This is a genomic window from Lysinibacillus sp. NPDC093216 (assembly GCF_050280325.1).
Taxonomy (GTDB): Bacteria; Bacillota; Bacilli; order Bacillales_A; family Planococcaceae; genus Lysinibacillus.
This window is the reverse complement of record NZ_JBNNVB010000002.1, coordinates 40,379-63,270: the sequence shown is the minus strand read 5'-3', so window position 1 is coordinate 63,270 and position 22,892 is coordinate 40,379. Positions and strand designations below refer to the sequence as shown.

The following is a 22,892-nucleotide window of genomic DNA, read 5'->3' as shown; positions in this document are numbered from 1 at the left end:
TTACTTTATAGGAATAGTTTAGTTGCGTGTTTTTTTAAAAGCAGTAATCGAATCGTCTATAATTTGAATCATTTTTTCAATTTCTTCTTTGTTAATAATAAGCGGCGGCGCAATTGCCACAATTTGGTTATATGCCCCAAGCGCTCTTAATATTAATTGGCGATTGAAACATGCGTCAACTACCGCATTTGCTGGAAAAACAGTTGGATCAAACAATTTTCCACTTGTTGGATCTTCATAAAGTTCAAATGCAGCCAACAGACCAATTACTCTGCAATTTGTTACAATACTATGTTTTTCAGCTAAGTAATCTAAACCTTTCTTAAGTTCTTTCTCCATTTCGTTTACGTGGTCAATAATATTATCACGCTCTAGTATTTCAATGTTTTTCAGTCCAATCGCACAAGCAGTCGGATGGCCACTATATGTGAAACCATGTGGGATAACAGCATCGAAGTTAGCAATTGTTTCTCTAATTTCATCATTCATCATGACCCCGCCAAGTTGCGAATAACCACTCGTAATTCCTTTTGCAATTGACATCATATCAGGGACAACATTCCAGTTGTTTACACCAAACATTTTCCCCGTACGACCAAATCCACAAATAACTTCATCTGCCATGAAAAGGATATTGTGCTCGTCACAGATTTTACGAACTGCTTCTAAGTAACCTTCTGGTGGAATATTAACTCCGCCCGCACCTTGCACAGGTTCAATAATAATTCCGGCAATCGTCTCCGCACCTTCTCTTTCAATTGTTCCACGGATAGAATCTGCATAGTTCGGGTCACTTTTATCACCTAACTCGCTGTTTAATAGGTGGGCTGTTGCACGAACAACTCCGTCTATATTTGATGATGCGAACTTGTGGTATGCTGCAAGACCAGTAGCTGTTTGCGCTCCTATTGTTACACCGTGATAAGCATTCGTTAGCGCAATAATCTTTCTTTTTTCTGATTTCCCTTTAAGCTCCCAGTAGAAACGAGCTAATTTAATTGCTGTATCATTTGATTCTGACCCACCAGAAGTGTAGAATACACTATTTAAATCTCCTGGTGCTAACTCAGCTAATTTTTCAGCAAGTAGAATGGATGGTTCATTTGAGAATCCTTTAAATGATGATGCATACGCGAGGGTAGATAATTGACTATTACCAGCATCTGCAAGTTCTTGATTCCCATGTCCTAAGTTCACGTTCCAAAGCATTGACATCCCGTCGATGTATTCCACATCATCCGTACTTGTAACCGTAACTCCTTTACCTTTAACAAAGATAATAGGCGGTCCATTGTCAATTAAAGCCTTCGGATTTGTAGCTGGATGTAGCAAGTGCTTTTTGTCCAGTTTAGCTAACTCTACAGTTTTTGATTGTTGAGTAATTTTAGTTGTCATTGATAAAACCTCCATTTATAAATTAATAATTTGCGATTGGATGGACACACTCTGGTATCAACTAAACTGAAATACAGTTTAGATCCAATTTTTGAACTATTCTTAATTATGAAAATAGTATATCTTTACATTTTTATAATGTAAATTATAATATTTATATGACTTCCATATATTTTATGAATACTAAAAGGAGGAGTTATCAAAATGAACCTTCATCGTTTACATTGTTTTATTACAGTAGTTGAGGAAGGTAGCATCACAAAAGCTGCTACTGCACTGCAAATGACTCAACCCCCCTTAAGTATTTTAATTAGAAAATTTGAACAAGAATTAAATGTCACTTTGTTTAATCGTTTAGGTAGATCTCTTGAATTAACACCAAGTGGAGTATTTTTATATGAAAAAGGAAAAGAATTACTTGATATATCTGAGAATACGGAGAAGAAATTAGTCGAGTTTCATGAAGGAATTAGAGGTACTGTGAAATTGGGTTGTACTACTTCAGCAAATCTATTTATTTTGCCAAATGTCTTTAAAAAAATTCAAAAGGAAACTCCTAACATAGTTACACATGTTCGCGAGGGTAATACATCATATATTTTAGAAGAACTAAGAAGTCATAAAATAGATATTGGAATTGTCCGAACTTCAGTGAGAGCGGAGGACATCCATACTTCAACACTACTAACAGAACCTTTACTTTTAGCTCTTCCACCCAACCATCATCTATGTGAAAAAGATTCTATTGATATTGCAGACTTGAAAAACGAACGATTTCTTTTAAATACAACATCTTATGGATCAGGTGTTGCTGATGATGTGATCGAGGCATGCCAAAAAAGTGGATTTACGCCTAATGTCGTTTACTGGGGGACAGAAACATTACCAACACTTATGATGGTAATGAAAGGCGCAGGAATTTGTTTTGTACCTAGCTGTTTCAAGCTACTTAATTCTCCTGATTTACCGGTACTTAGACCACTAGCAAATCCAGTGTTACAAACAAAACTTAATATAATTACACTTAAGGATCGTTACATGACATCAATTTCCAAACGATTTCTTGCGATTACCGAAGAGGTTGCAGAGAAAATGACAAGCATTTTCAATGATTAATATGATTTAAGTAATGGCGTTCAAGTTAAAATATTCGGTAGATAATGCATATTAAGTCAAAATATTCGGTAGATAATGCATATTAAGTCAAAATAAGCATTCTCACTTTAACATCAGGAATTAGCAATCCTACGGCTACTAATCGGTTATTAGCCGAAACAATACTTTGGCGGCTGCAATTCAAATAATCCTCAAGCTGATAAATTGTTGGAAATGCATAGCCACAATCTTTGTTAAATAACTCTAAATACTTCACGTAAAGAACCATATCAAATGGTTTTATTATTCCTAACTGAACGTAATAAAAAATATTTGTTTAAATACCGTTTCCAATGCTGCAGCTACTGTAATAGCATCGCGAACGTCCTCATACTGTTTTGTGGGCAGTACAACCACATCACCACTTACTGCAAATACACCATGCTTTCTACTTTTAGACAAAACAAAAAAACCTCCACTCTCATTACTGAATTTGAAGGTCTACGAATAGTTAAAATATGTAGGGATAAGAAAAGGGATATTCAACAAGAGATCAACTCCCTTTCAATATCCCTAGTCTGTTAAATCGTTGATATGACTACGTTTGTAGCCACTTTATGTATGGAGACGACAGGTGTCGAACACGAGTCTAGAAACGCCAATACTTCAGCTTCTACGAGTGTATCTTGCCTATTCATCCTATAAATCAACTTATAAATATGGCATACGTTTTACAAATATCGTCCCTACCTATTATTTAGAATAGGCAAAAAGTAAAAATAGATTCCTTTTTGCACTATTGACTAATTGATAACCTCCCCTTCTGGTAACTTCCCATCCTTAATCCACTCTTCAACAAAACGGTTAAAAAACTCAGGGTTCGCTAATGAGACACCGTGGCCAATGTTCGATAACACAACACCTTGACATTTAGGATTGCTATTCACAAGATGGAGCGCAGATTTTTTCATGTTGCCCTTCTCTTTTTCACCGACCGTTACTAAAATGTTACATTGGGCTTTCGAAAAATCATGTGGGATGGCAAACGACATATTCTCTTGCAATATTTTAATAAGGGTATCTAATTTTATCTTTGAACTATCTTCATAATATTGCTCAAAATAGTCTTGATCTACATATAACGTTTTAGCTTGAAGCTTGGCGAATGATTTATTTTTTATTAAGGGAAAAGTTAATTTTATCAATGGTCGAATCCATTTTTTTGCAACTGGGGAAGGTGTCACTAAAGCACTGTTGATGATGGCCGAATCTATTAATTGCGGCTTTAAATTAACCATTTGAATAGCAATTTGTGCTCCTAATGAAAATCCGACTACTATGACACGTTTATTTTTTGCTTTTTCTTCTATTAAAGATAGAAGCTTTTTTGCACAATCCTCAATTGAAAAATCAGAGGTATTATTAGCCTCGTTATCTATTAATTCTGGTACAACGCAATGATAATCGGAAAAGTATTGGACTTGTTTATCCCACATCCAACCTCCAACACCACCCCCATGAATCAACAATATAAGTGGCTTATGTAGATCACCGTACTCCTTATAATGCATTACCACACCTTCTTTCTTCGTTCTTGTATTTCTCGGGAAATAATTAGATTATTCTTATATTTTATACACTGTATTTATTTTACTATTTATTGTGTCATATTTATAGTTACTGCTGCATATATAATACTTGAAAAACATTTTATGAAGCATTGTGGCTCTTGGGATTGAGGAAGAAAGACAAAAAAATAATAAACATGGAGGTAATACAGATGGATCAAAATAAGACTAACGAACCAAAGAAATTAGTAAAAGCCATTACCCCTTCCAGTTTAGGAGAATTTCCCCTCGCACCAATTAGTGGCTTATATGCATGGAGTGAACAGCAAATTCGTGAGGAACTTCGCCTCGACGTAGACGGATATTACTCACAAATGGTAGCAAGTGGAACTATTATTTCAAACCAGTCTTCTACTATTCATTGGATTGCTAAGTTAACAGCTAATGGTCCAAATACTTGGACAGGCAATATTCGAAATAAATTCCTAGACGAAATACAATCATTTCCTTATACAAATGTAAAAATACAAGTAACACGCGGTTCATTGCCTGAACAGCATACTGCAGAAGTCGCATTTCTGATTGGAGGGGAGACAGACAGAACTAACACGTTCCAGTATCAATCTCCTTACTTCCATCCTGTGGAATTTGAATTTGATGCTGAAGAAGGTACTACGCCAGTTACAACTTATCAAACGCACGCCCATCCAGACATGCCAACATCTTTGCCGGATGAAACTCTATCAATCGCAGAGGTTTTTAAACGCACTGGGTTTGATGTAAAAATATCGGAAGGTAATAATACTGTTTCTAAAGACTATACAGGGACTGATAAAAAGTGGAACACTCAAGAGATGCATGATGCCATGCAAGTATATTGGTCACACTTTGATAATAAGCCCCAATGGTCCATGTGGACATTCTTTGCAAATTCGGAAGCTGAAGAAGGCCATGGTCTGGGCGGTATTATGTTTGATAGCGTAGGTCCAAATCAGCGTCGAGGGACGGCAATTTTTAATAATTCATTTATTTCAGATCCACCTAAAGGTGATCCCTCCCCAGCAGCTTGGGTACAGCGCTATCGTTTTTGGTGTGCTTGCCATGAAATGGGACATGCCTTTAATCTTCTGCATTCTTGGCAAAAACACCTAGGTCATCCTTGGGAACCTTTGGAGCGTCCTCTTATCCCAGAACCAAAGGCTCTAAGCTTTATGAATTATCCTTACAATTTTGATAGTAAAACTAATGGCAAGGAGTTCTTTAAAAACTTTGAGTATCGTTTTAGTGATCAAGAACTGTTGTTTATGCGACACGCACCTGAGCGTTTCGTACAAATGGGTAATGCCGACTGGGCTGTAGATCATGGTTTTGAGCAACCAATCATTTCTATTCACCCTTCTTTTAATCTTGAATTGAGGGTTAACCGTAAATCACCTATATTCCAATGGTTAGAACCTACAGTTATTGAAATCAAACTAACGAATACTTCGAATCAACCTCAGTCAATCAATAAACATTTATTGTCCGATTTATACGGAATGTCTGTAATGGTTAAAAAAGATGGAAAACAAGGACGTCGGTTACTACCTCATGTTCAGTATTTATGGAACATAGAGAACAAAGTAATGATGCCTAGTGAATCACTGTACGAAACCATTTTCGTTTCCGTAGGGAAAAATGGCTGGTTAATTGATGACCCAGGATTTTATAACATTCAAGTGGCTATGCAAATAAACGGTCATAACATCGTATCAAATAACTTAAGACTTCGAGTTTTACCGCCTACCGGATACGATCAGGAATTCCTTGCTCAAGACTTTTTCTCTGAAGAAGTCGGCCGTGTTCTCGCACTCGATGGCAGTCGTTATCTTGAAAAAGGGAACGATATCCTTCGTGAGGTAACTGAAAAACTTAGTGACCATGCTGTTGCTCTCCACGCTCATATCGCTCTTGCTAAACCATTGGCGTTTGATTATCAATTCCTTGATTTCACAGGAGACTCAGATACAAGAGGTAAAATCAAAATAATACCTGCCCAACCAGATGAGGCACGTAAACAGTTTACTTCTGCTTTAACTAAGCACAACCAAATTGCTGCTAAGACACTTTCTAATATTGATTATCACGAATATATGGAAACATACAGTGAATTTCTAAGTAACCAAGAAGAAAACAAGGAAGCCGCAGAGGTACAAAATGTCCTTTATCAAACGCTGTCTGAACGGAATGTTCTTGACAGTGTATTACAAAACATCAAAAATCGCCGTGAAAACTATGAACAAAAGGAAAATGAACACTTTACAAATATATAAAATCTATACCTGAATAAACATCTCATCTAAATACAAATAGAAAACCGTCATTTCGAAAAAAGATTGATCGAAATAACGGTTTTCTGTTTGATTTAAAGTTTGTTCTGTTCTTTTTAACTAAAGGCCATTTAATATAAACTTTTTTATAAATCTACTTTAAAATAATTCAAAAGAAATAAAGGCTCGCCGATAAATACTAGTAAGTGGTTTTACATTTGTTTTATTTATTGTATAAATACACATTAAATGTAAATTATTGCTTAACAATTATTCATAGTGCCAAAAACTGAAAAAACTATAGAACACTTCAAATGCTTATAATTTGAAAGGGATGTAATAAAGTTATGAAAGTCACTAATTTATCGCAAATACAATCTAATCCTTTATATTCAACGAATAAAAATAATCCTATAAAAAGTGATCAATCTCATTTAACAAAAGCGTATGAATATTCTAAGGAAAGTGTTCAGACTTCCGAACTACTATACAACTATACGCCAAATGAAGTAGCAATGAAGGCGAATGTCAATCTGATTGCAAGTCGTTCATTAAATACACCCAATTGGGACATCATCCCAACAAAAGGCATGAAAGTTCCTCCGCAGGATGTATTAATCAGCCAACTTAAAGCATTAGTTGAAAAATCAGTGCGGAATACAAATCGAGACGCCATAGAAGGCTTTCATTACGAGAAAAGTAAATTACACGCACAATATATTTCTTCTGTATCCCCTGACCGAAAAACGCTTCACAAGCAAGCGATGCAAGCAATAAAAAAATTTGAATCAGAGGAAACAACACAGATCCGTGAAATGACGCTTGTGGATTATTTGATTAAACACGACAATATACAAACGGAAACAAATAAAAGTCTTGCAGCAGGTGATGGCATGGTGCGTCCTAGCATCAATTCTTTAGGTGGTTTTGACTACGATGTTGTAGTTGGGGGGATTACGGTATTAGGAAGCACAAATGGTCAATGGCATTACGGAACGACTCCAGCAGAAGAACTGAAATCAAAAGAGTTTTATCAGCTCTATTGGGCATTTGTAGACAGTGCTAAAAATAATTTAAAAATATGAAGTTAGTTAAAAGTTAAACTAGAATAGCTGAAGATATATTAATGAAAAGAAATTTTCAATTCAGAAGCGCCAAATATCAAAGCCACCAATGAATTTATGGCTTTGATATTGTATTGTTAATAATATCCCTAAGAAACTAACTCTCCATTTGTTCCTTTTTACTTATGTTCGTCCCAAAAGTCCTTGCTAAAACTCGTATTCGCTTGATATTTCCCTACTGGTTTGGCAATATCTGACCCCCGCAAAATTGTTCCTTTTCCAAACTTTTGCTCGATTTGATCAACAAGTTTAATGATTGGTTCATCTTTTACATGCTCTTCAAAGTTAAATAACGTTAGCTGTTGTGTCGTTTCTTTAATATCACTAACATTCGATACGGTAACACCTAGTAATCGAACCGGTTCTTCGTCCCAATGCTTATTAAATAGATACCAGGCATGCTCAACAATATCCTCTTTTGAATGAATCGCGTTATTGATGGACTTACTTCGTGTACATGTTTCCCAATCAGCTGAACGGATCATGATACTTACAGTAACGCCAGCTAGTTTCTTGGCCTTTAATCTTTCCGCTACCTTTTCAGAAAGTGTTGCTATTACTTTATATAATTCATCTCTATCTGTCGTATCATGAGAAAGTGTTGTAGAATTCCCTACACTTTTCGTATCGTATATTGCGTCTGGGTCAACAGGTCTATCATCTTCACCATTTGCTTTTTGTTTCATCCTTAGACCATTAATGCCAAAGTTTTGCTTTAATACATATTCATCAGCTACAGCTAGTTCTCCAATTGTTCGGATACCTAAATTCCCCAATTTCTCCGCTGTACTTTTGCCAACCCCATGCATCTCAATGACATTCAACGGCCACAATATGGCGGAAACATCACGCTTTCGGAGTACGGTAATTCCCATTGGCTTTTTCATATCACTTGCCATTTTCGCCAAAAATTTATTCGGTGCAATACCGATTGAACAAGGGAGTTGAAGTTCGTTCCAGATTCTATCTTGCATATTTTGTACGTGTTGCAAGACATTTTGGCCTTCCACTATAGGAAGTTGCAAATATCCTTCATCAATTGAAACTGGTTGGAGAATTTCACTATACTCTTTTAACAAATTAAAAAATGACTTGGACGCAGCTCTATACCGTTCAAAATTAGGAGGTAGTACAATTAGCTCTTGGCACTTTCGCCGCGCCTCTCCGACATTCATAGTTGTATATACACCACTTGCTCTTGCTTCGTAGCTACACGTAATAATGATTCCTCTACGCTCTTTAGGATTACCTGCGATGGCTACGGGTTTCCCTTTTAATGAGGGATCATAAATTTGTTCAACAGAGGCATAAAAGCAATTAAGGTCGATATGTAAAATGATTCTTCCTTTATTCATATTTTATCACCTCATTTTACTAACCAAAGTTTCTTTAGAATTCTTAGCAGTCCTTTGACTAACATGGACTCCACCTCAATACAAGAACATTTGTTTCTATCTTATCACAATGTCATCGTTTTTGGCTATCGCCAACCGACATGACATTCACCTCCCATTACTATTAGCTGTGAATCGAGCGTCTTCTGTCGGAAATGATCAAATCCTAAAACTATCAAATTTTATTTTTGACTTACTATATTTTTAGTCAATAAAAATTAAAAAACTGAGAGTATTCAATTTAATGAAAACTCTCAGCTCTTTGGTTATATTATTCTAGTTTATTAATCATTCGATGTTCTTTTTTACTTCTCCTTTATGTTTGATAACAAGATTTTATCTCTATTTGTTTTAGTCAGATAAATGATCAAACTAAAAATTATAATTAGAAAGATTGCGCTCGTTCCGATAGTACCTAGACCTAGACCACCATCTGCACGAGACTGTGACAAGTAGTCACCGAAAGATGCTCCAAGTGGACGCGTTAGGATATAAGCAACCCAGAAAGCCAATACGGCATTCAATTTGAAACCGTAATGAGCAATCATAACTGCAACAATCAAGCCAGCGAATATGAGACCAGACTTCCAGTACCCTAAGTCCATACCCTCTGAGATAAGATCACCAGCTGCCGTACCTAAAGCAAAGGTAAAGAGGATGGTTAACCAGTAGAAAGCTTCACGCTTGCTTGTATAGATGGAATGAATAGACAATGTTTTTTCACTCATATACCAAACTACAAATGTCACGAATAACGCAATAGAAAAGAAAATAGTAGTCGTCTCTAGAGCGACCCCGAAATTGTCTACGAGGTTGTCTGTGATTAAAGTTCCGACAATGCTAATTAGTACAACCACAAGCCAATAGATCCACGGCACGTATTTTTTCGATTTGAACTGGATGAACAAAGAAATAATCAACAGTCCACTCATTAGAAAGGTCGTATTGGACAAACCCCAGTGTAAGTTAAAATTCAGGAAATCTGCAGCCGTCTCACCTACCGTAGTAGCCATTATCTTGATGATCCAGAAGAAGATTGTGACTTCTGGAACCTTGCTCAATATTTGTTGTAATGAAGGGACCACTGATTTTTCAGATAAAAACGAATTTTTAATCATTTAATCCATCTCCTTATTATTCATATCAACTAGTCATACATACACTTCCATGATGACTGTTACATGCAAACTAAAACTACATGAACCATTAACAAATACCACTGAATAATCGAATCATTTGGCCAATGAATCATGTAGTATCTTTAGGAACTTATTTACAGCCTCCACTTTAACAGGTCGTAATGAGAAGTTAACGAATCTTATATAAGAAGTTGATTAAAGATTTATGAGTAATTTCTCATTTTTTAACTTTGGAGATTTCTATCACTACCCAGTTCCAAAGTACAAAAAAATACACCTCCCTTTGAAGGTGTATCTTTACTTTAATCAACAAATGTATAGTCACCATCACTTTCAAGTAAATCCTTCAAAATGATTAGCGCTTGTTCAAGCTGATTTTCAGGTGCAGTGATTGCTAAACGAACTGCATTTACCAGCTTCGCATTTCCTACGGCAAAACGTTCAGCTGCATACACTTGCACACCAGCTTTTGCTGCTAGCAATTCAAACTGAACGCTGGTGAATTTTTCGGGGAGTATTAGCCATCTGAAAATGCATTCTTCTTCTCCTAAAATGTTATATTCCCCTAAATATTGATCGACAAGGGCATTTTGTTGCTTTGCATACAACCGGTGCTTCTCTAAAATTGTTTGTGCAACGCCATCGTGAATCATCCTTGCTGTAAGCTCCACCATCATGAGAGATACTGAAATATTGATATTATACAGTGTTTCCATTATTTTTTTTCGTAACGCTGGCGGTGTAACGATATAGGATAGTCGTAAGCCAGGTGAGATGGTTTTTGATACACTAGCAATATAAATTACCTGTTCAGGAGCATAGGCCGCTATTGGTGCAAGCGGCTTCTCCTTAAGAAAGCTATAAATCGCATCCTCAATGACGATTAAGCCATTCCGCCTCGCAACTTCCGCAATCATTTTTCTTGTTTCCATCGACATTGTGTGGGTAGTAGGATTATGAAAATCAGGAATAACATAAAGACCTTTTATATGCTCATTCTTACAAGCATATAATAACCCCTCTCTTGTCATTTCACCGTTACTTTGTTGGATTGCCACTAGTTGGATACCAAGCATATTAGCAGCTGTTTTTATACCTGCATACGTAATGGGATCTGTACCGATTCGATCTCCTGGTTGAAACAACGCAGCTAACGTTCCAACAATGGCATTTTGTCCCCCCGCCCCAAGCAATACAGGTTGATCCGTTTGAAAGTTGACCTTTTCCAAAAGCTTCATCGCTGCCTCTGTTTGCCACGCATTTCCTTCAGGTCGTCCGTACTGAAATAATTTACTAAAATTAGGATCGTTCATCATCTTTTTCATATAACGTGTAATATCCTCATTAGCATGATTTTCTGGCAGTACAGGACCCATTTCGATCATCTGAGAAGATTTATTTGTTGGTAATAACATTTTATTTGTCGCTGCATCAGATGAAACGAATGTACCATTTCCGATAGAAGCATAAATAAGCCCCTTCTGGCCACAAAGTTTAAAAGCCCTCGTAATCGTGCTTAAATTAACATCTAAAAAATCAGCTAACTCACGCTGAGGAGGTAGCTTGGTGCCTGGCGATAATTTTCCATCCTTGATATCTTGTTCCAGCTGTTCAGCTATTGCTATATATAATGGAGTCGGACTTTTACTAATGTCCGGTTTCCAACTCATTGGATATTCTTCAAACGAATTAACTGGCATATTCTAAGCTAAGCTCCTTCTCTCTATTTTTTTGCATACAATATTTAATTGTCTTGCATACAATGATAATATTGTATGCATATGATGGCAATGATATAATTTTTAAAAAATCAGAAAAAAGGAATGAAAAATTATGCAATTTTCAGAAAAGATTTTAAATACCCCGTCCTCATTCATCCGAAATATTTTGAGAGTAACTGAATCTGAGGATGTCATTTCTTTTGCAGGGGGACTTCCAAACCCAATCTCTTTCCCAATCGAAGCGTTAAAGGCATCTGCGAACCATGCCATTACGGAAAATGGTAGTCGACTATTCCAATACTCTTCTACACAAGGGTATGCGCCTTTACGTGAGTACATTGCCGCAAAATACCAACGTGTACATGGACTAGATATCCATGCTGATGATGTATTTATTACAACAGGATCACAGCAGGCTCTTGAATTAATTGGGAAAGTATTGATTAACAAAGGTGATGGTATCGTCATCGAGGAGCCTGGTTACTTAGGTGCCATTCAAGCCTTCACATTAAGTGAGCCAACTTTCTATGGTGTAACACTTGAAAATGATGGATTAAACTTAGAAGAGTTAGAGAATGCGCTACAACAACCAAATGTAAAATTCGTATATACAGTTCCGAATTTCCAAAACCCAACAGGTCTTACGTATTCTAAAGAAAAACGTCAACAAATTTGCGAAATCATGGCAAAATATGATGTAGCGTTAATCGAGGATGATCCATATGGAGAATTACGCTTCCAAGGTGAGCCACTACCATACATTGGTGCTGGTAAATTAGAAAATAGTATTTTGCTAGGTTCTTTCTCTAAAACCGTTACACCAGGTATGCGTCTTGGCTTTATCATTACAAAGAATAAAGAATTATTGCAGCATATCGAAACAGCGAAACAAGCAACTGACTTACACACAAATATTTTCTCTCAATATGTTATTTATGATTATCTAGCAAACAATGACTATATGGAGCACGTTCAGAAAATTATAGCGTTATATAAAAATCAAGCAGATGCCATGCTTAATGCAATGGAGGAGTTTTTCCCAGCACATGTGGATTACACACGACCTGAAGGCGGAATGTTCATTTGGGCTACAATGAACAACGGTGCTTCGGCAGTAGATGTCTTCGAAAAAGCGATGGACCAAAAAGTAGCCTTCGTACCTGGCGATCCATTCTATACATCAAAAACTGATGTTAATACAATGCGCCTAAATTATACAAATGCAACACCTGAAGTCATCCGCGAAGGAATTAAACGCTTAGGCAGTATTTTATAAGGTGAAACTTTAATCAGTGGGGGCTTATTTCATCCCCCACTGATTATTAGTTTTCACCAAACGGGCTTTTACGGGCAGTTCATCTCCTTATCTACTGCGGATAAAGCAAACAGAAAACCGTTTGAGCAGATCATTTTCACCCCGTTCATACGGTTTTTCCGTTACAAATTAGTTTGGATAATAGGTAGTCATACTTAATCGTGTTAATTAGTGTATAGTGCTATTTCGATTCTCGTTCATTAATAGGATATACTACGTAAAAAATAACCCTTTTCGTGCGCTATAGCGTCGAAAAGGGTTATTTCGCTCAAATATGAAATTATTTTGTATACGTTAAAACTGCATTTTTCTTAAATTTTGCTAAAGCCTGTGTCGCCTCATCTTTGTTTGTATACTCAAAAATTCGAACGTCCTTTTTATCAAATACTGTAATAACCCACATATAAAACTCTCCCTTCCAATTTGTATTTGTAATATAACAACCACTTAAAACCGTGATACTTTTTTCAAACTGTTTTATAACAATTCCTTACTTGATTCTTATTTTACGCCATTTTTTAAAAAAATAAAGCATTATGTGAAGCCCTTCACAAACTGTTCAATTTCAAAACGCTTTCATTGAACAATTTGTGAAAACCGGATTTTTTAAGGCATAAAAACAGTTCTTTTCGTTTTAGCATCCGTCACTTTTTATCTCTAATATGCGAATCGCGGGTTTTTCGACGGACCTGAGCAGTTGGTCATGCGAGCAGTTTTCTTGGTAACCCGAGCACTTTACCTTCCTACCTGAGCATTTCCCCATTGAACCCGAGCACTTTTCTTGCCTACCTGAGCGTTTCACCGTCGAACCTGAGCACTTTTCTTGCCTACCTGAGCGTTTTCCCGTTGAACCCGAGCACTTTACCCTACCTGAGCGTTTCTACGATTTTATCCGTCCGACAGAAAAAGCCGTATGTACGCCTTTTCCACGGCGCACATACGACTTTCAAATTCGATGATAATTAAGTAGTAGTAGTAGATTTTATTTCATAAAGTGAAACTTTAATCAGTGGGGTTTCTTATCCCGCACTGATTATTAGTCTTCACCAATCGGGCATTTACGGGCAGTTCATTACTGCCCGTTAATGCGGGATAAGTTTTTATTTAGCAGAATGCGGCTTCTTGCTTTTCCGATAATTCAATGTCAAAGCCTAAATCCTCAAGCATACGATAATCATTGTTTGCTTCTTGTCCTTCAGTTGTTAAGTAATCCCCTACAAAGATACTATTTGCTGCATATAAACCTAGTGGTTGAAGTGACCCAAGATTGACTTCACGGCCACCAGAAATACGAATTTCCTTTGTTGGATTAATATAACGGAACAACGCTAAAACCTTTAAACAATAGCGTGGATTTAATTCCTTCGTCCCTTCTAGTTTCGTACCATCAATCGCATTTAAGAAGTTTACCGGAATGGAATCCGCGTCTAATTGATGAAGTGCACGCGCAATATTCACGACATCCTCTTTTGTTTCTTTCATACCAATAATGGCACCCGAGCAAGGTGATATTCCATGCTTTTTCGCAATTTCAACCGTATTAACACGATCTTCATACGTATGGGACGTAGTAATATAGGAGTGATGTCGTTCAGATGTATTTAAGTTATGATTGTAACGATCCACCCCTGCCTCTTTTAATTGCTGTGCCTGTTCTTCTTTTAATAAGCCAAGACAGGCACATACTTTTAAGCCATACTTCTCTTTAATTTCTGTAACAGCTTCACTTACAACATTGACATCCTTTCGAGTTGGCCCACGACCACTTGCCACGATGCAATAAGTGCCAATTTTATTGTCAAATGCTCGTTTTGCCCCTGCTAAAATTTCCTCTTTCGTAATGAATGGATATTTTTCAATCGGTGCTGTTGATTTAGATGACTGTGAACAATAGCCACAATCCTCTGGACAATAACCGCTTTTAGCATTCATAATCATATTTAATTTTACTTTTTTCCCATAGTAATGCTTACGAATAACAAAGGCACCGTCCATTACCTTTAAAAGCTCATCATCATCACTATTTAAAATGGCAAGAGCCTCCTCATTGCTAATGATTTTCCCTGCAATAACTTCATCTGCTAACTGTAACCAATTCATTTACACATTCTCCCTCTCTACTTGTATAATTTATCAATTATGCCTCGGCATAATTGCGTAAAATCTTCCTTAGGCTATATCAGCTGATGTTTGATATCTGCTGAAAATAACTTAAATCTGCATTCCTCTCACATCTATAGAGGTGGGAGATTGCCGCTGAAAGAAGTTATTGTCCTTGCTGAATTAAATACTTTGTAAAGTCGCTCGGCCAAAAATGCAGAAGCGATCGCTAAGCAAAAATCTGCAACAATACTGTTTAAAAAACCAACTACGAAAATATGTGACCAGCTCGTTTTCATATGTAACCAAAAATTCAAAGACACATATAAATATGGGACTGCCACTGCATAAATAATAAAAAGCCCGACAATATTTGCACCGATAAAATGTTTTTTCGTTGGCATATCCACTCTTTCAATCATGAAACCAATTACCAAGGCGGCCAGTGCAAAACCGATTAGGAAGCCAAATGTTGGTTGCAATACATAGGTGATGCCTCCACCTTGCGTAAATACTGGCAAACCAACTAAACCAACCCCTATGTAGACGAGCTGGCTTTGCAATCCATTGCGACTGCCAAGCAAACTGCCTGCTAAAAATACAAAAACTATTTGTAATGTAAAAGGCACTACTGGTAGCGGTATTTTAATAAATGCACCGATTGCGGTTAAAGCGGCAAACATCGCAATCATCACAAGTGACAGTGTTGATTGTCGTTTGAACAACTTACTCCCTCCCGCTCCTCAAAAAATTGCATGACCGTCTCTTTCGTTGTATCAATCATAAAACTCATTTCATCATCAGATATGATGTATGGAGGCATGAAATATAATATATTGCCAAGAGGACGAATCAGTAAGCCCTTTGCTAAGGCACGTTTATAGATTTGATATCCGATTCGTTCCTCATTCGGTAGCGGCTCCTTTGTTTCAGGATTGGCGACTAATTCTATTGCACCGACTAGTCCTACTTGTCGATATTCACCAACAAACGGCAACTCTCCAAATGCATTCATAGCTAGTTTTCGCATACGTTCACCCTTGTTTTGTATCATATCGATCACACGGTCCTCTTCAAATATTGTTAAAACTTCTAGGGCTACGCGACAAGCAAGTGTATTACCGGAATAGCTATGGGAGTGTAAAAACGCTTTCATTGTACCGTAATCATCATAAAAAGCGTTGTATACATCATCAGTCGTTAAAACTGCGGATAGTGGCAAGTAACCACCCGTTAAACCTTTTGATAAGCACATAAAATCTGGAGCAATACCCGCTTGCTCGCAGGCAAATAATGTACCTGTTCGTCCAAACCCAACTGCAATTTCATCTGCAATAAAATGAACATCGTATTTTGTACAAAGCTCTCGTAATCGCTTCAAATATAGTGGAGGATACATTTTCATGCCTGCAGCTGCTTGAATGAGTGGCTCAATAATAATAGCTGTAATTTCTTCATGGTGCTGACTAAGCTCCTCTTCAACAAACTGTATACATTGGGCTTGACAGCTTCCAGGATTCTCTTGGAAAGGACATCTGAAGCAATCCGGTCCTTGTGCACGAACTGTATCCAATAAAAGTGGCTGATACACTTCGTTATACAGCCCTACTCCGCCAACAGATAAGGCACCAAGTGTTTCACCGTGATAAGCATCCGTTAAAGCTAAAAATCGCTTTTTCGTCGTTTTTCCCGTCTGCATATGATATTGAAAACTCATTTTTAATGCGACTTCTATTGCTGAAGAACCGTTATCTGCAAAAAATACTTTGTTTAAACCATCTGGCGTTAAGGCAACTAATTTTTCTGCCACCTTAATGGCAGGTTCATGTGAAAAATTCGCAAAGATTGTATGCTCTAATGTAAACGCTTGATCGCTTAATGCTTGACTTATACGCGGATTCGCATGTCCAAATAAATTAACCCACCAGGAAGATACGGCGTCTAAATAGCGATTATTATTTTCATCGTAAAGCCATACCCCTTGTCCTTTTTTAATAACAATTGGCGGAAATTGCTCATAGTCCTTCATTTGTGAGCATGGATGCCAAACATGCTGTAAATCTCTCGTCTGCAATTCAGTTAATGCTTGTTTCATAATTGATCAACCTTTCAAACAAAGAAGTTTGTGAAATGGAGTAGTCAACAATCTGTGAAATATCCCCAAGCTTTGGGATCGTCGCATATGGCAAATCATGATGTTGTAGAATCGTATTCACATTATCTTGTTCCATCTGACTACCTGTGTCTCCATTAAATACAATGCCAAGAACCTCAACATTACGAGCATGTAATGCCTCAAGTGTAAGCAATGTATGGTTAATCGTTCCTAGTGTTGTTCGTGTGACAAGAACAACTGGAAGCTTACTTTGAACGATGACATCAAGAAGCGTATTTTCTCCATTTGTATCTAACGGGACAAACAGCCCTCCTGCTCCTTCACAAATCACGACATCGTATGTTTGCTGTAACAACTGCATTTGCCGTAATAAATACTCCACATTTATTTGCTGACCCTCCAGTTGTGCAGCAAAATGTGGTGATGCGGCTTCCTTAAACGAATAGCCATTTAAATTTTCTTGCTTTAGACTTTGTAATGAATACTTTTCATACATTGCTGTATCGTAGTAATAGCAATGCCCATTGTCATTAATTTCGCCAGTTTGCACGGGCTTATAAGGCGTGACTTGTAAATCATGCTTTTGTAATTGACGCATCAGTAATGTAGTGATAACCGTTTTACCGACATCTGTATCCGTCCCAACAACCCAAAAATGTTGCATCGTTAACCTCCCCCTCTTTTAAGTTAACTTATCACAGTTTTTAAGTTAACACATTTAATTTTATTTTGTAAATGCTATTTCCATATTTCTTCAAAAACGGCCCTTATCTTTGCAAAAGATAGAGAATTTTGTGATAACTTATACGTTTTTTTCATCAATAAAAACACTAGATTCTTACCATGTGGCAAAATCTAGTGCTGGTTAATGTATATTTTCATAGGTATGTTAATAATCATCTTTGTCCATTTTTATTAATTAGAAGGCTATTCTAACGTAGAGCCCTATGAAACTTTAGTGCAGACTAGATGTAACTATGACAAAAAATATATAGAAAAATATAATAATTTATGTTTATAATTATTTGTAAATATATCCATTATGCGGAAGGGGTCTTCTAATGTCCTATCTGCTGCAGTTACTCATTTTCGGCATAACAGGTTCGTTAGTATACTATGGTGTTTACTATGGGACACCTCTTTTAGTTAAAAAGGGTGTACCATTAATTTATGCTTTTTGGTTCTTCCTTTGGTTTCCTGTAATGAGTTTATTTCCAGTATCGCTACTACTTTATCATTTAGAGGGAAATACATGGACATGGCAAAATATTTTGGAAAGGTTTCGTTTCAATCCTTTAACAGAAAACGATTGGTACTGGGTTGTGGGAGCAATTATTTTTACAATAGTCTTTGACCAACTTCTCGAACCTTTAGGAAAGTTTTTTGCGAGATTTCCAATATTTGCCCCACCAAGTTATCTTCCTGCCCCATTTAATCCGTTAAAAAAAATGGAATTACCTCCATCAGAATTTTTTGGTGTTACGCTTTATGGGAATTGGAAAATAATAACCATATTTATTCCATTACACCTTTTTGCTATGCTATGTGAGGAACTAATGTGGAGAGGTTTTTTCCTTCCTATTCAGCAAGAGATTTTCGGGAATTGGGCTTGGGTAGTAAATGGATTACTTTGGGCATGGGTTATTCATGCTTGTTTGAAGTGGCATTTTATCAATATGCTTCCTAGTATGCTTATTGCTCCGTGGATCGCCCAGTTTACTAATTCAACATGGGCCTCTTTTGTAACCCATTCTGTTGGAAATAGTTTACTATGGATTTTGTTATTAATAGGAATAATAAAAAAACTAAACCTCAAAACATAAACTCAATTTAATTTTATAATGCAACTTTTAAAGTCTTGTTACATAAGTAAATGTAACAAGATTTTTTTATAAACTCACTAATCCTTTTAAACTTGTATTTCAGCTAGATTTCTATTAATATCCAGAGAATTTTATTGTTTCATTACTTCTCTGAATATTTAGGTAAATTAAAGGGTTTTACTCTTCATTCGTAGTATTAAACTTAACGGGGGTGGCTGTATGTTTGGTATTTTTAAAGAATCAGAAAAGACTACAGATTCTTATGAGCATGTTAGTTTTATTTTAAAATCCTTGCTCACCTACGAGCTAAAAGACTTACCTATTCGATATGAATTTTGGTATCGTGTGGCTATTCGTCAGGAAGAATTGCGAACGTTAAATACCGAGCATCGGGCAAAGATCTCTATGACTACCGCAGTAGGACGATTTCACCAAACACAATACGAGGAAACGAAACAAAAATTAGCAAAACTTGAACGTCTCGCAGATATTTATAAATCGTTTTGTATTGAGGAAGAACGTGAAGCATTAAATCATCGACTCCATTTTCAGAAAGAAGTGATTTCTGAGCTATATGAGCATGTCCAAAATAAAGAGCTATATGTGTATTGTGATGCTGTACAGCAACAATTTTGGTATGCGGTGAGTGAAGATATTTTAAATGCAATTGCTCACCTAGATTAAGTAGGTGGGCTATTGCAAAGACGATCCTTTGAACATTATTAAATTCCCTCATTCCTCTTTCAGTAAACTCATCTTCCAAACGATAAAAACCTCAAAACTTGAAACATTTCCCACTTTAATTCGTAAATTAATAAAGAGAGGAAGTGAATGACAATAGATATTAACATACATAAAGGTGGCTATATAGAAAATGAAGCTATTATTTCAAACATTCAATTTCAAGTAAATAGTGGTGAGCTCGTTGGATTAATCGGTTCTAATGGGGCAGGCAAAAGTACAACTTTACAAGCAATGATGGGTGTATTACCAATAGTCGATGGTCAAGTGACAATAGGAACTTATGGCTATGTACCCGAAAGACCAATTTTGTATGAGTATTTCACATTGTGGGAGCATATCGATTTTTACATGCGTGTAGCTGGTAAAGAAAATTCTTTAACAAATCGTGCGAATGAATTACTGAAAATTTTTCATTTGGACCATAAGCTACACGATTATCCAACTACATTTTCCAAAGGTATGCAGCAAAAAGTGATGCTTATTTTAGCATTTCTCGACAAGCATTCTACTTATATTTTAGACGAACCATTTATGGGGCTAGATCCACAGGCAATGCGTAAGCTCTTAACGATATTAGAAGAATTAAAAGCGCAAGGTGCCGCCATTTTAATGAGTACACATGCACTTGATACAGCAGAAAAAATATGTGATCGTTTCATCTTGATTGATGATGGCCGAATTTTACAGCAAGGTACACTCGAATCGTTACGCTTAGCGGTGAACCATGACAAAGCATCTCTTCTTGATATTTTCGACACCTTGCTTGAGGAAAATCACCATGACTAGTTTATTGCAGCAACGAAGAAAATTAGAGCGCTCCAACAATTATAAACTACTGGCAAGCATCATTGATTGGACAGTCGCCTTATATGTTGTTGTGCCAGCCCTAGTCATAGGCTTTTTCCTTTATAAAGACTTTATCTTAAATATAAGTACATCATGGGTCATACATATTCCGCTAGTGTTCTTAATTGTACTGTTATTTCTTATTACACGAATTGAAACGATTCGTACTTATTTACAACGAGCCGATCGTCTTTTTTTAATCCAAAACCGAAAACAAATGGTACGGTTAAAACAAGCTGGTCTTTATTGGTCGTTAAGTAAGCACCTAATTTTACTTGGATCTGCCCTTGCTCTATTAGCGCCCATTTTTATAATCGTTCATCATGTAACGATATTAGAATTACTTATTTTACTTCTACTACTTTTTACAACTAATTTTACAAACATACTTTTACAATTAAAGCTTCGTAAATGGCAGCAGCTAGTAAGTAAAATTTTCATGTGCATTCTCGGTACAGTTTTCTTTTTATATGTCCCAGCTCTTTTGTCTGCACTTATTTATGTAATTCTTCTTGTTTGTTGCACAAGCTATTATAATAGACATTTTGTTTATAGCACTAAACATTTTGATCAGCAAGTGGAGTTCGATCAAGCAGCTTTTTATAAATGGCAAAGTCTTTTATTCCAGATTGCTCCTGAACTTCGAAGTCAGTTAGTACCGAAATTAAAAAAGCCTCGCCTATTATGGAAAAATTCAAAGCGTATGTTTCGACGTTCTGATTATTTTATAGAGGAATTAGTATGTAAAACGATGCTACGCCAAAAACAGTATCTCTTCGGCTATCTGCGTTTTTTATCAATGGGTATCGGTCTAACTATTATTGTTCCGTCGTGGGCGAAAATTATCGTACTTGGAATTCTTTATTTTACTTTACGTTCAATGATGCAATCCGTGATCCAGCAAACTTTTGAGCATAAAATTTGGTCAATCTTTCAAGTAACCAATGAACAAATTCAGGCAGCCAGCAATCGATTGCTAAAGGGATTTGTAGATCTCCCACTATTGTGTGTCCTTATTATTTTAATTATTATTTTAGTCCTGTAAATAAGGCCCATAACATGAGATTGATTTCCGTCCGACTTTTATATAAATGGTATGTGTTTAAACAAATATCATCCCCTATTTAAACAGGTGCCAGCTTTGTTTGCTAGCACCTGTTGTTTATTATTTATTATCTTCCATTCCTTGAATAAGCATTTTTCTAAATTCCTGAGCTTGGTCGGCTTTAATGGCTACATTGTTATAACGTTTTTTCAGCCCAAACATGAAAGTCACTTCCACAGGCTCCTTCATTTTTAAAATAAACTGTGGATATGCCGCTTCAAAATCACGTGCTATAAAATCAATTGTATCCTTGGATAATTTTCTTTCCAATTGTTCCTTATCCTCAATAAGTTCTTCAATCTGCTCAAAGCGAACTTCTGCTCGTTTCATCAATCCTAAAGACAAATACAATTTATCAGATGTTACATGGACAGGGTTTAAACGAATGGCCTGCATATTCGCTATAAAAAATAGAACAGTGTATACATTTAAAATAAGTAATAAAATCGAAAGAACTATTGATTTTTCATGGAGCCACCAATGAATCCCTATTGTTTCAATGGCTATCCCATGGATTAGCATAATGATAAATGCAATATAGCTCGAGTTTTTATGCAAAGTTAAACCAGAACGTTCTTTTCTCTTCCAGCTTGCAAAAGCATAGTAAAATACTAAAAAATCTGCGCAAAACATTTGGATAATAGGATGCTTTGATGCATGTTTTTCAACTGCTTTTGGAAATGAGAACAAATCTGGCAAAGTAGTTGATCGTACATCCGCTAGAATTCTCGGCATGTAACGAACAAGCGTTGCAACTAGTAAAATTTCGAATAAGATTAGCGTACCTTCAATCGCAAAACCAGCCCAAGTCACTGCAACAAACGGCTTCAAATGTTCTACTGGAATAATAAAACGAGCTGCAATACAACCTGCTGCTGCTAAAATAACCGCTTGTTTTATAGAAAACTTTCCTTTATACAATAGAAATAAAACAGGCATTACAAGAACAAAATCAATTAATGAGCCAATAACAACTCCATTTGTTTCAATTGGTAAAATCGATATACCAAAACCAGTGTTATAAAGCGTGTAGTTGCTAGCAAGTACGAGTAACAAAAAAGCTAGCCATATATTTTGCTTTTTCTTTAATGCAACCAT

20 protein-coding genes are annotated in these 22,892 nt (G+C 36.4%); 8 read left to right on the top strand and 12 right to left on the bottom strand.

From position 1 onward, the window contains the following. Window positions 1-18 precede the first annotated feature (18 nt). Entirely contained in the window at window positions 19-1,395 is a 1,377-nt protein-coding gene (locus tag ACQKOG_RS02720) for an aspartate aminotransferase family protein (RefSeq protein ID WP_427444905.1), read from the bottom strand. A gap of 204 nt (window positions 1,396-1,599) precedes the next feature. On the opposite strand from ACQKOG_RS02720, the gene ACQKOG_RS02715 reads away from it, so the two are divergent. Beyond that, window positions 1,600-2,511 (top strand): LysR family transcriptional regulator, encoded by a 912-nt coding sequence (locus ACQKOG_RS02715; protein WP_370081339.1) that lies wholly within the window; start codon window positions 1,600-1,602, stop codon window positions 2,509-2,511. 288 nt (window positions 2,512-2,799) lie between these two features. On the opposite strand, the gene ACQKOG_RS02710 is transcribed toward ACQKOG_RS02715, so the two are convergent. Both ACQKOG_RS02710 and ACQKOG_RS02705 read right to left on the bottom strand, forming a co-directional pair. Continuing rightward, window positions 2,800-2,952, bottom strand: a complete 153-nt coding sequence (locus ACQKOG_RS02710; RefSeq protein ID WP_415731509.1) for a hypothetical protein — start codon at window positions 2,950-2,952, stop codon at window positions 2,800-2,802. 341 nt (window positions 2,953-3,293) lie between these two features. Next, complete coding sequence (locus ACQKOG_RS02705; RefSeq protein WP_427444900.1) at window positions 3,294-4,067, bottom strand: alpha/beta fold hydrolase; 774 nt, start codon at window positions 4,065-4,067, stop codon at window positions 3,294-3,296. A gap of 203 nt (window positions 4,068-4,270) precedes the next feature. Here ACQKOG_RS02705 and ACQKOG_RS02700 point away from each other — a divergent pair, with 203 nt between their 5' ends. After that, window positions 4,271-6,370, top strand: a complete 2,100-nt coding sequence (locus tag ACQKOG_RS02700) for a hypothetical protein (protein ID WP_427444897.1) — start codon at window positions 4,271-4,273, stop codon at window positions 6,368-6,370. A 344-nt stretch (window positions 6,371-6,714) separates the two neighbouring features. Beyond that, window positions 6,715-7,452: a hypothetical protein gene (locus ACQKOG_RS02695; protein ID WP_370081746.1), complete on the top strand. Its 738-nt coding sequence runs from the start codon at window positions 6,715-6,717 to the stop codon at window positions 7,450-7,452. Window positions 7,453-7,610: 158 nt separating this feature from the next. Here the strand turns inward: ACQKOG_RS02695 and ACQKOG_RS02690 are convergent, their stop codons facing one another. The 3 genes from ACQKOG_RS02690 to ACQKOG_RS02680 all read right to left on the bottom strand — a co-directional run bounded on the left by ACQKOG_RS02690 (window position 7,611) and on the right by ACQKOG_RS02680 (window position 11,724). Further along, entirely contained in the window at window positions 7,611-8,846 is a 1,236-nt protein-coding gene (locus tag ACQKOG_RS02690) for a DNA polymerase IV (RefSeq protein ID WP_370081744.1), read from the bottom strand. Between the two features lie 344 nt (window positions 8,847-9,190). Next, on the bottom strand, window positions 9,191-10,003 hold the full coding sequence (locus ACQKOG_RS02685; protein WP_427444894.1) for a hypothetical protein: 813 nt from the start codon (window positions 10,001-10,003) through the stop codon (window positions 9,191-9,193). Window positions 10,004-10,326: 323 nt separating this feature from the next. Further along, on the bottom strand, window positions 10,327-11,724 hold the full coding sequence (locus ACQKOG_RS02680) for a PLP-dependent aminotransferase family protein (RefSeq protein WP_427444891.1): 1,398 nt from the start codon (window positions 11,722-11,724) through the stop codon (window positions 10,327-10,329). A gap of 133 nt (window positions 11,725-11,857) precedes the next feature. Here ACQKOG_RS02680 and ACQKOG_RS02675 point away from each other — a divergent pair, with 133 nt between their 5' ends. Further along, a complete protein-coding gene (locus ACQKOG_RS02675) occupies window positions 11,858-13,021 on the top strand; it encodes a PLP-dependent aminotransferase family protein (protein ID WP_370081738.1) in 1,164 nt (387 codons plus the stop codon). A gap of 319 nt (window positions 13,022-13,340) precedes the next feature. On the opposite strand, the gene ACQKOG_RS02670 is transcribed toward ACQKOG_RS02675, so the two are convergent. From ACQKOG_RS02670 to bioD, 5 genes are all read right to left on the bottom strand, one after another. Next, window positions 13,341-13,463: a hypothetical protein gene (locus ACQKOG_RS02670; protein ID WP_255350007.1), complete on the bottom strand. Its 123-nt coding sequence runs from the start codon at window positions 13,461-13,463 to the stop codon at window positions 13,341-13,343. Window positions 13,464-14,164: 701 nt separating this feature from the next. Then, window positions 14,165-15,160, bottom strand: coding sequence for a biotin synthase BioB (gene bioB, locus ACQKOG_RS02665; RefSeq protein WP_402874658.1), 996 nt, complete (start codon window positions 15,158-15,160; stop codon window positions 14,165-14,167). Window positions 15,161-15,294: 134 nt separating this feature from the next. Further along, the gene (locus ACQKOG_RS02660) at window positions 15,295-15,885 is read right to left on the bottom strand and encodes a biotin transporter BioY (RefSeq protein ID WP_402874655.1); all 591 of its coding nucleotides are present in this window, start codon (window positions 15,883-15,885) and stop codon (window positions 15,295-15,297) included. Then, window positions 15,852-17,255 carry an adenosylmethionine--8-amino-7-oxononanoate transaminase gene (gene bioA, locus ACQKOG_RS02655; RefSeq protein WP_402874652.1) on the bottom strand — a complete coding sequence of 468 codons (1,404 nt, stop codon included), beginning with the start codon at window positions 17,253-17,255 and terminating at the stop codon, window positions 15,852-15,854. The genes ACQKOG_RS02660 and bioA overlap by 34 nt, the downstream gene beginning before the upstream one ends. Then, complete coding sequence (gene bioD, locus ACQKOG_RS02650; RefSeq protein WP_402874650.1) at window positions 17,236-17,940, bottom strand: dethiobiotin synthase; 705 nt, start codon at window positions 17,938-17,940, stop codon at window positions 17,236-17,238. The genes bioA and bioD overlap by 20 nt, the downstream gene beginning before the upstream one ends. A gap of 538 nt (window positions 17,941-18,478) precedes the next feature. Between bioD and ACQKOG_RS02645 the strand changes: the two genes are divergently transcribed. From ACQKOG_RS02645 to ACQKOG_RS02630, 4 genes are all read left to right on the top strand, one after another. Further along, window positions 18,479-19,099, top strand: coding sequence for a CPBP family glutamic-type intramembrane protease (locus tag ACQKOG_RS02645; RefSeq protein WP_427444886.1), 621 nt, complete (start codon window positions 18,479-18,481; stop codon window positions 19,097-19,099). A gap of 219 nt (window positions 19,100-19,318) precedes the next feature. Beyond that, a complete protein-coding gene (locus tag ACQKOG_RS02640) occupies window positions 19,319-19,783 on the top strand; it encodes a hypothetical protein (RefSeq protein ID WP_427444883.1) in 465 nt (154 codons plus the stop codon). Window positions 19,784-19,930: 147 nt separating this feature from the next. After that, window positions 19,931-20,629 (top strand): ABC transporter ATP-binding protein, encoded by a 699-nt coding sequence (locus tag ACQKOG_RS02635; RefSeq protein WP_370081724.1) that lies wholly within the window; start codon window positions 19,931-19,933, stop codon window positions 20,627-20,629. Next, the gene (locus ACQKOG_RS02630; RefSeq protein WP_427444880.1) at window positions 20,622-21,734 is read left to right on the top strand and encodes an ABC transporter permease; all 1,113 of its coding nucleotides are present in this window, start codon (window positions 20,622-20,624) and stop codon (window positions 21,732-21,734) included. Before ACQKOG_RS02635 ends, ACQKOG_RS02630 begins: the two co-directional genes overlap by 8 nt. 120 nt (window positions 21,735-21,854) lie before the next feature. Here the strand turns inward: ACQKOG_RS02630 and ACQKOG_RS02625 are convergent, their stop codons facing one another. Then, entirely contained in the window at window positions 21,855-22,892 is a 1,038-nt protein-coding gene (locus ACQKOG_RS02625) for a beta-carotene 15,15'-monooxygenase (RefSeq protein WP_427444877.1), read from the bottom strand.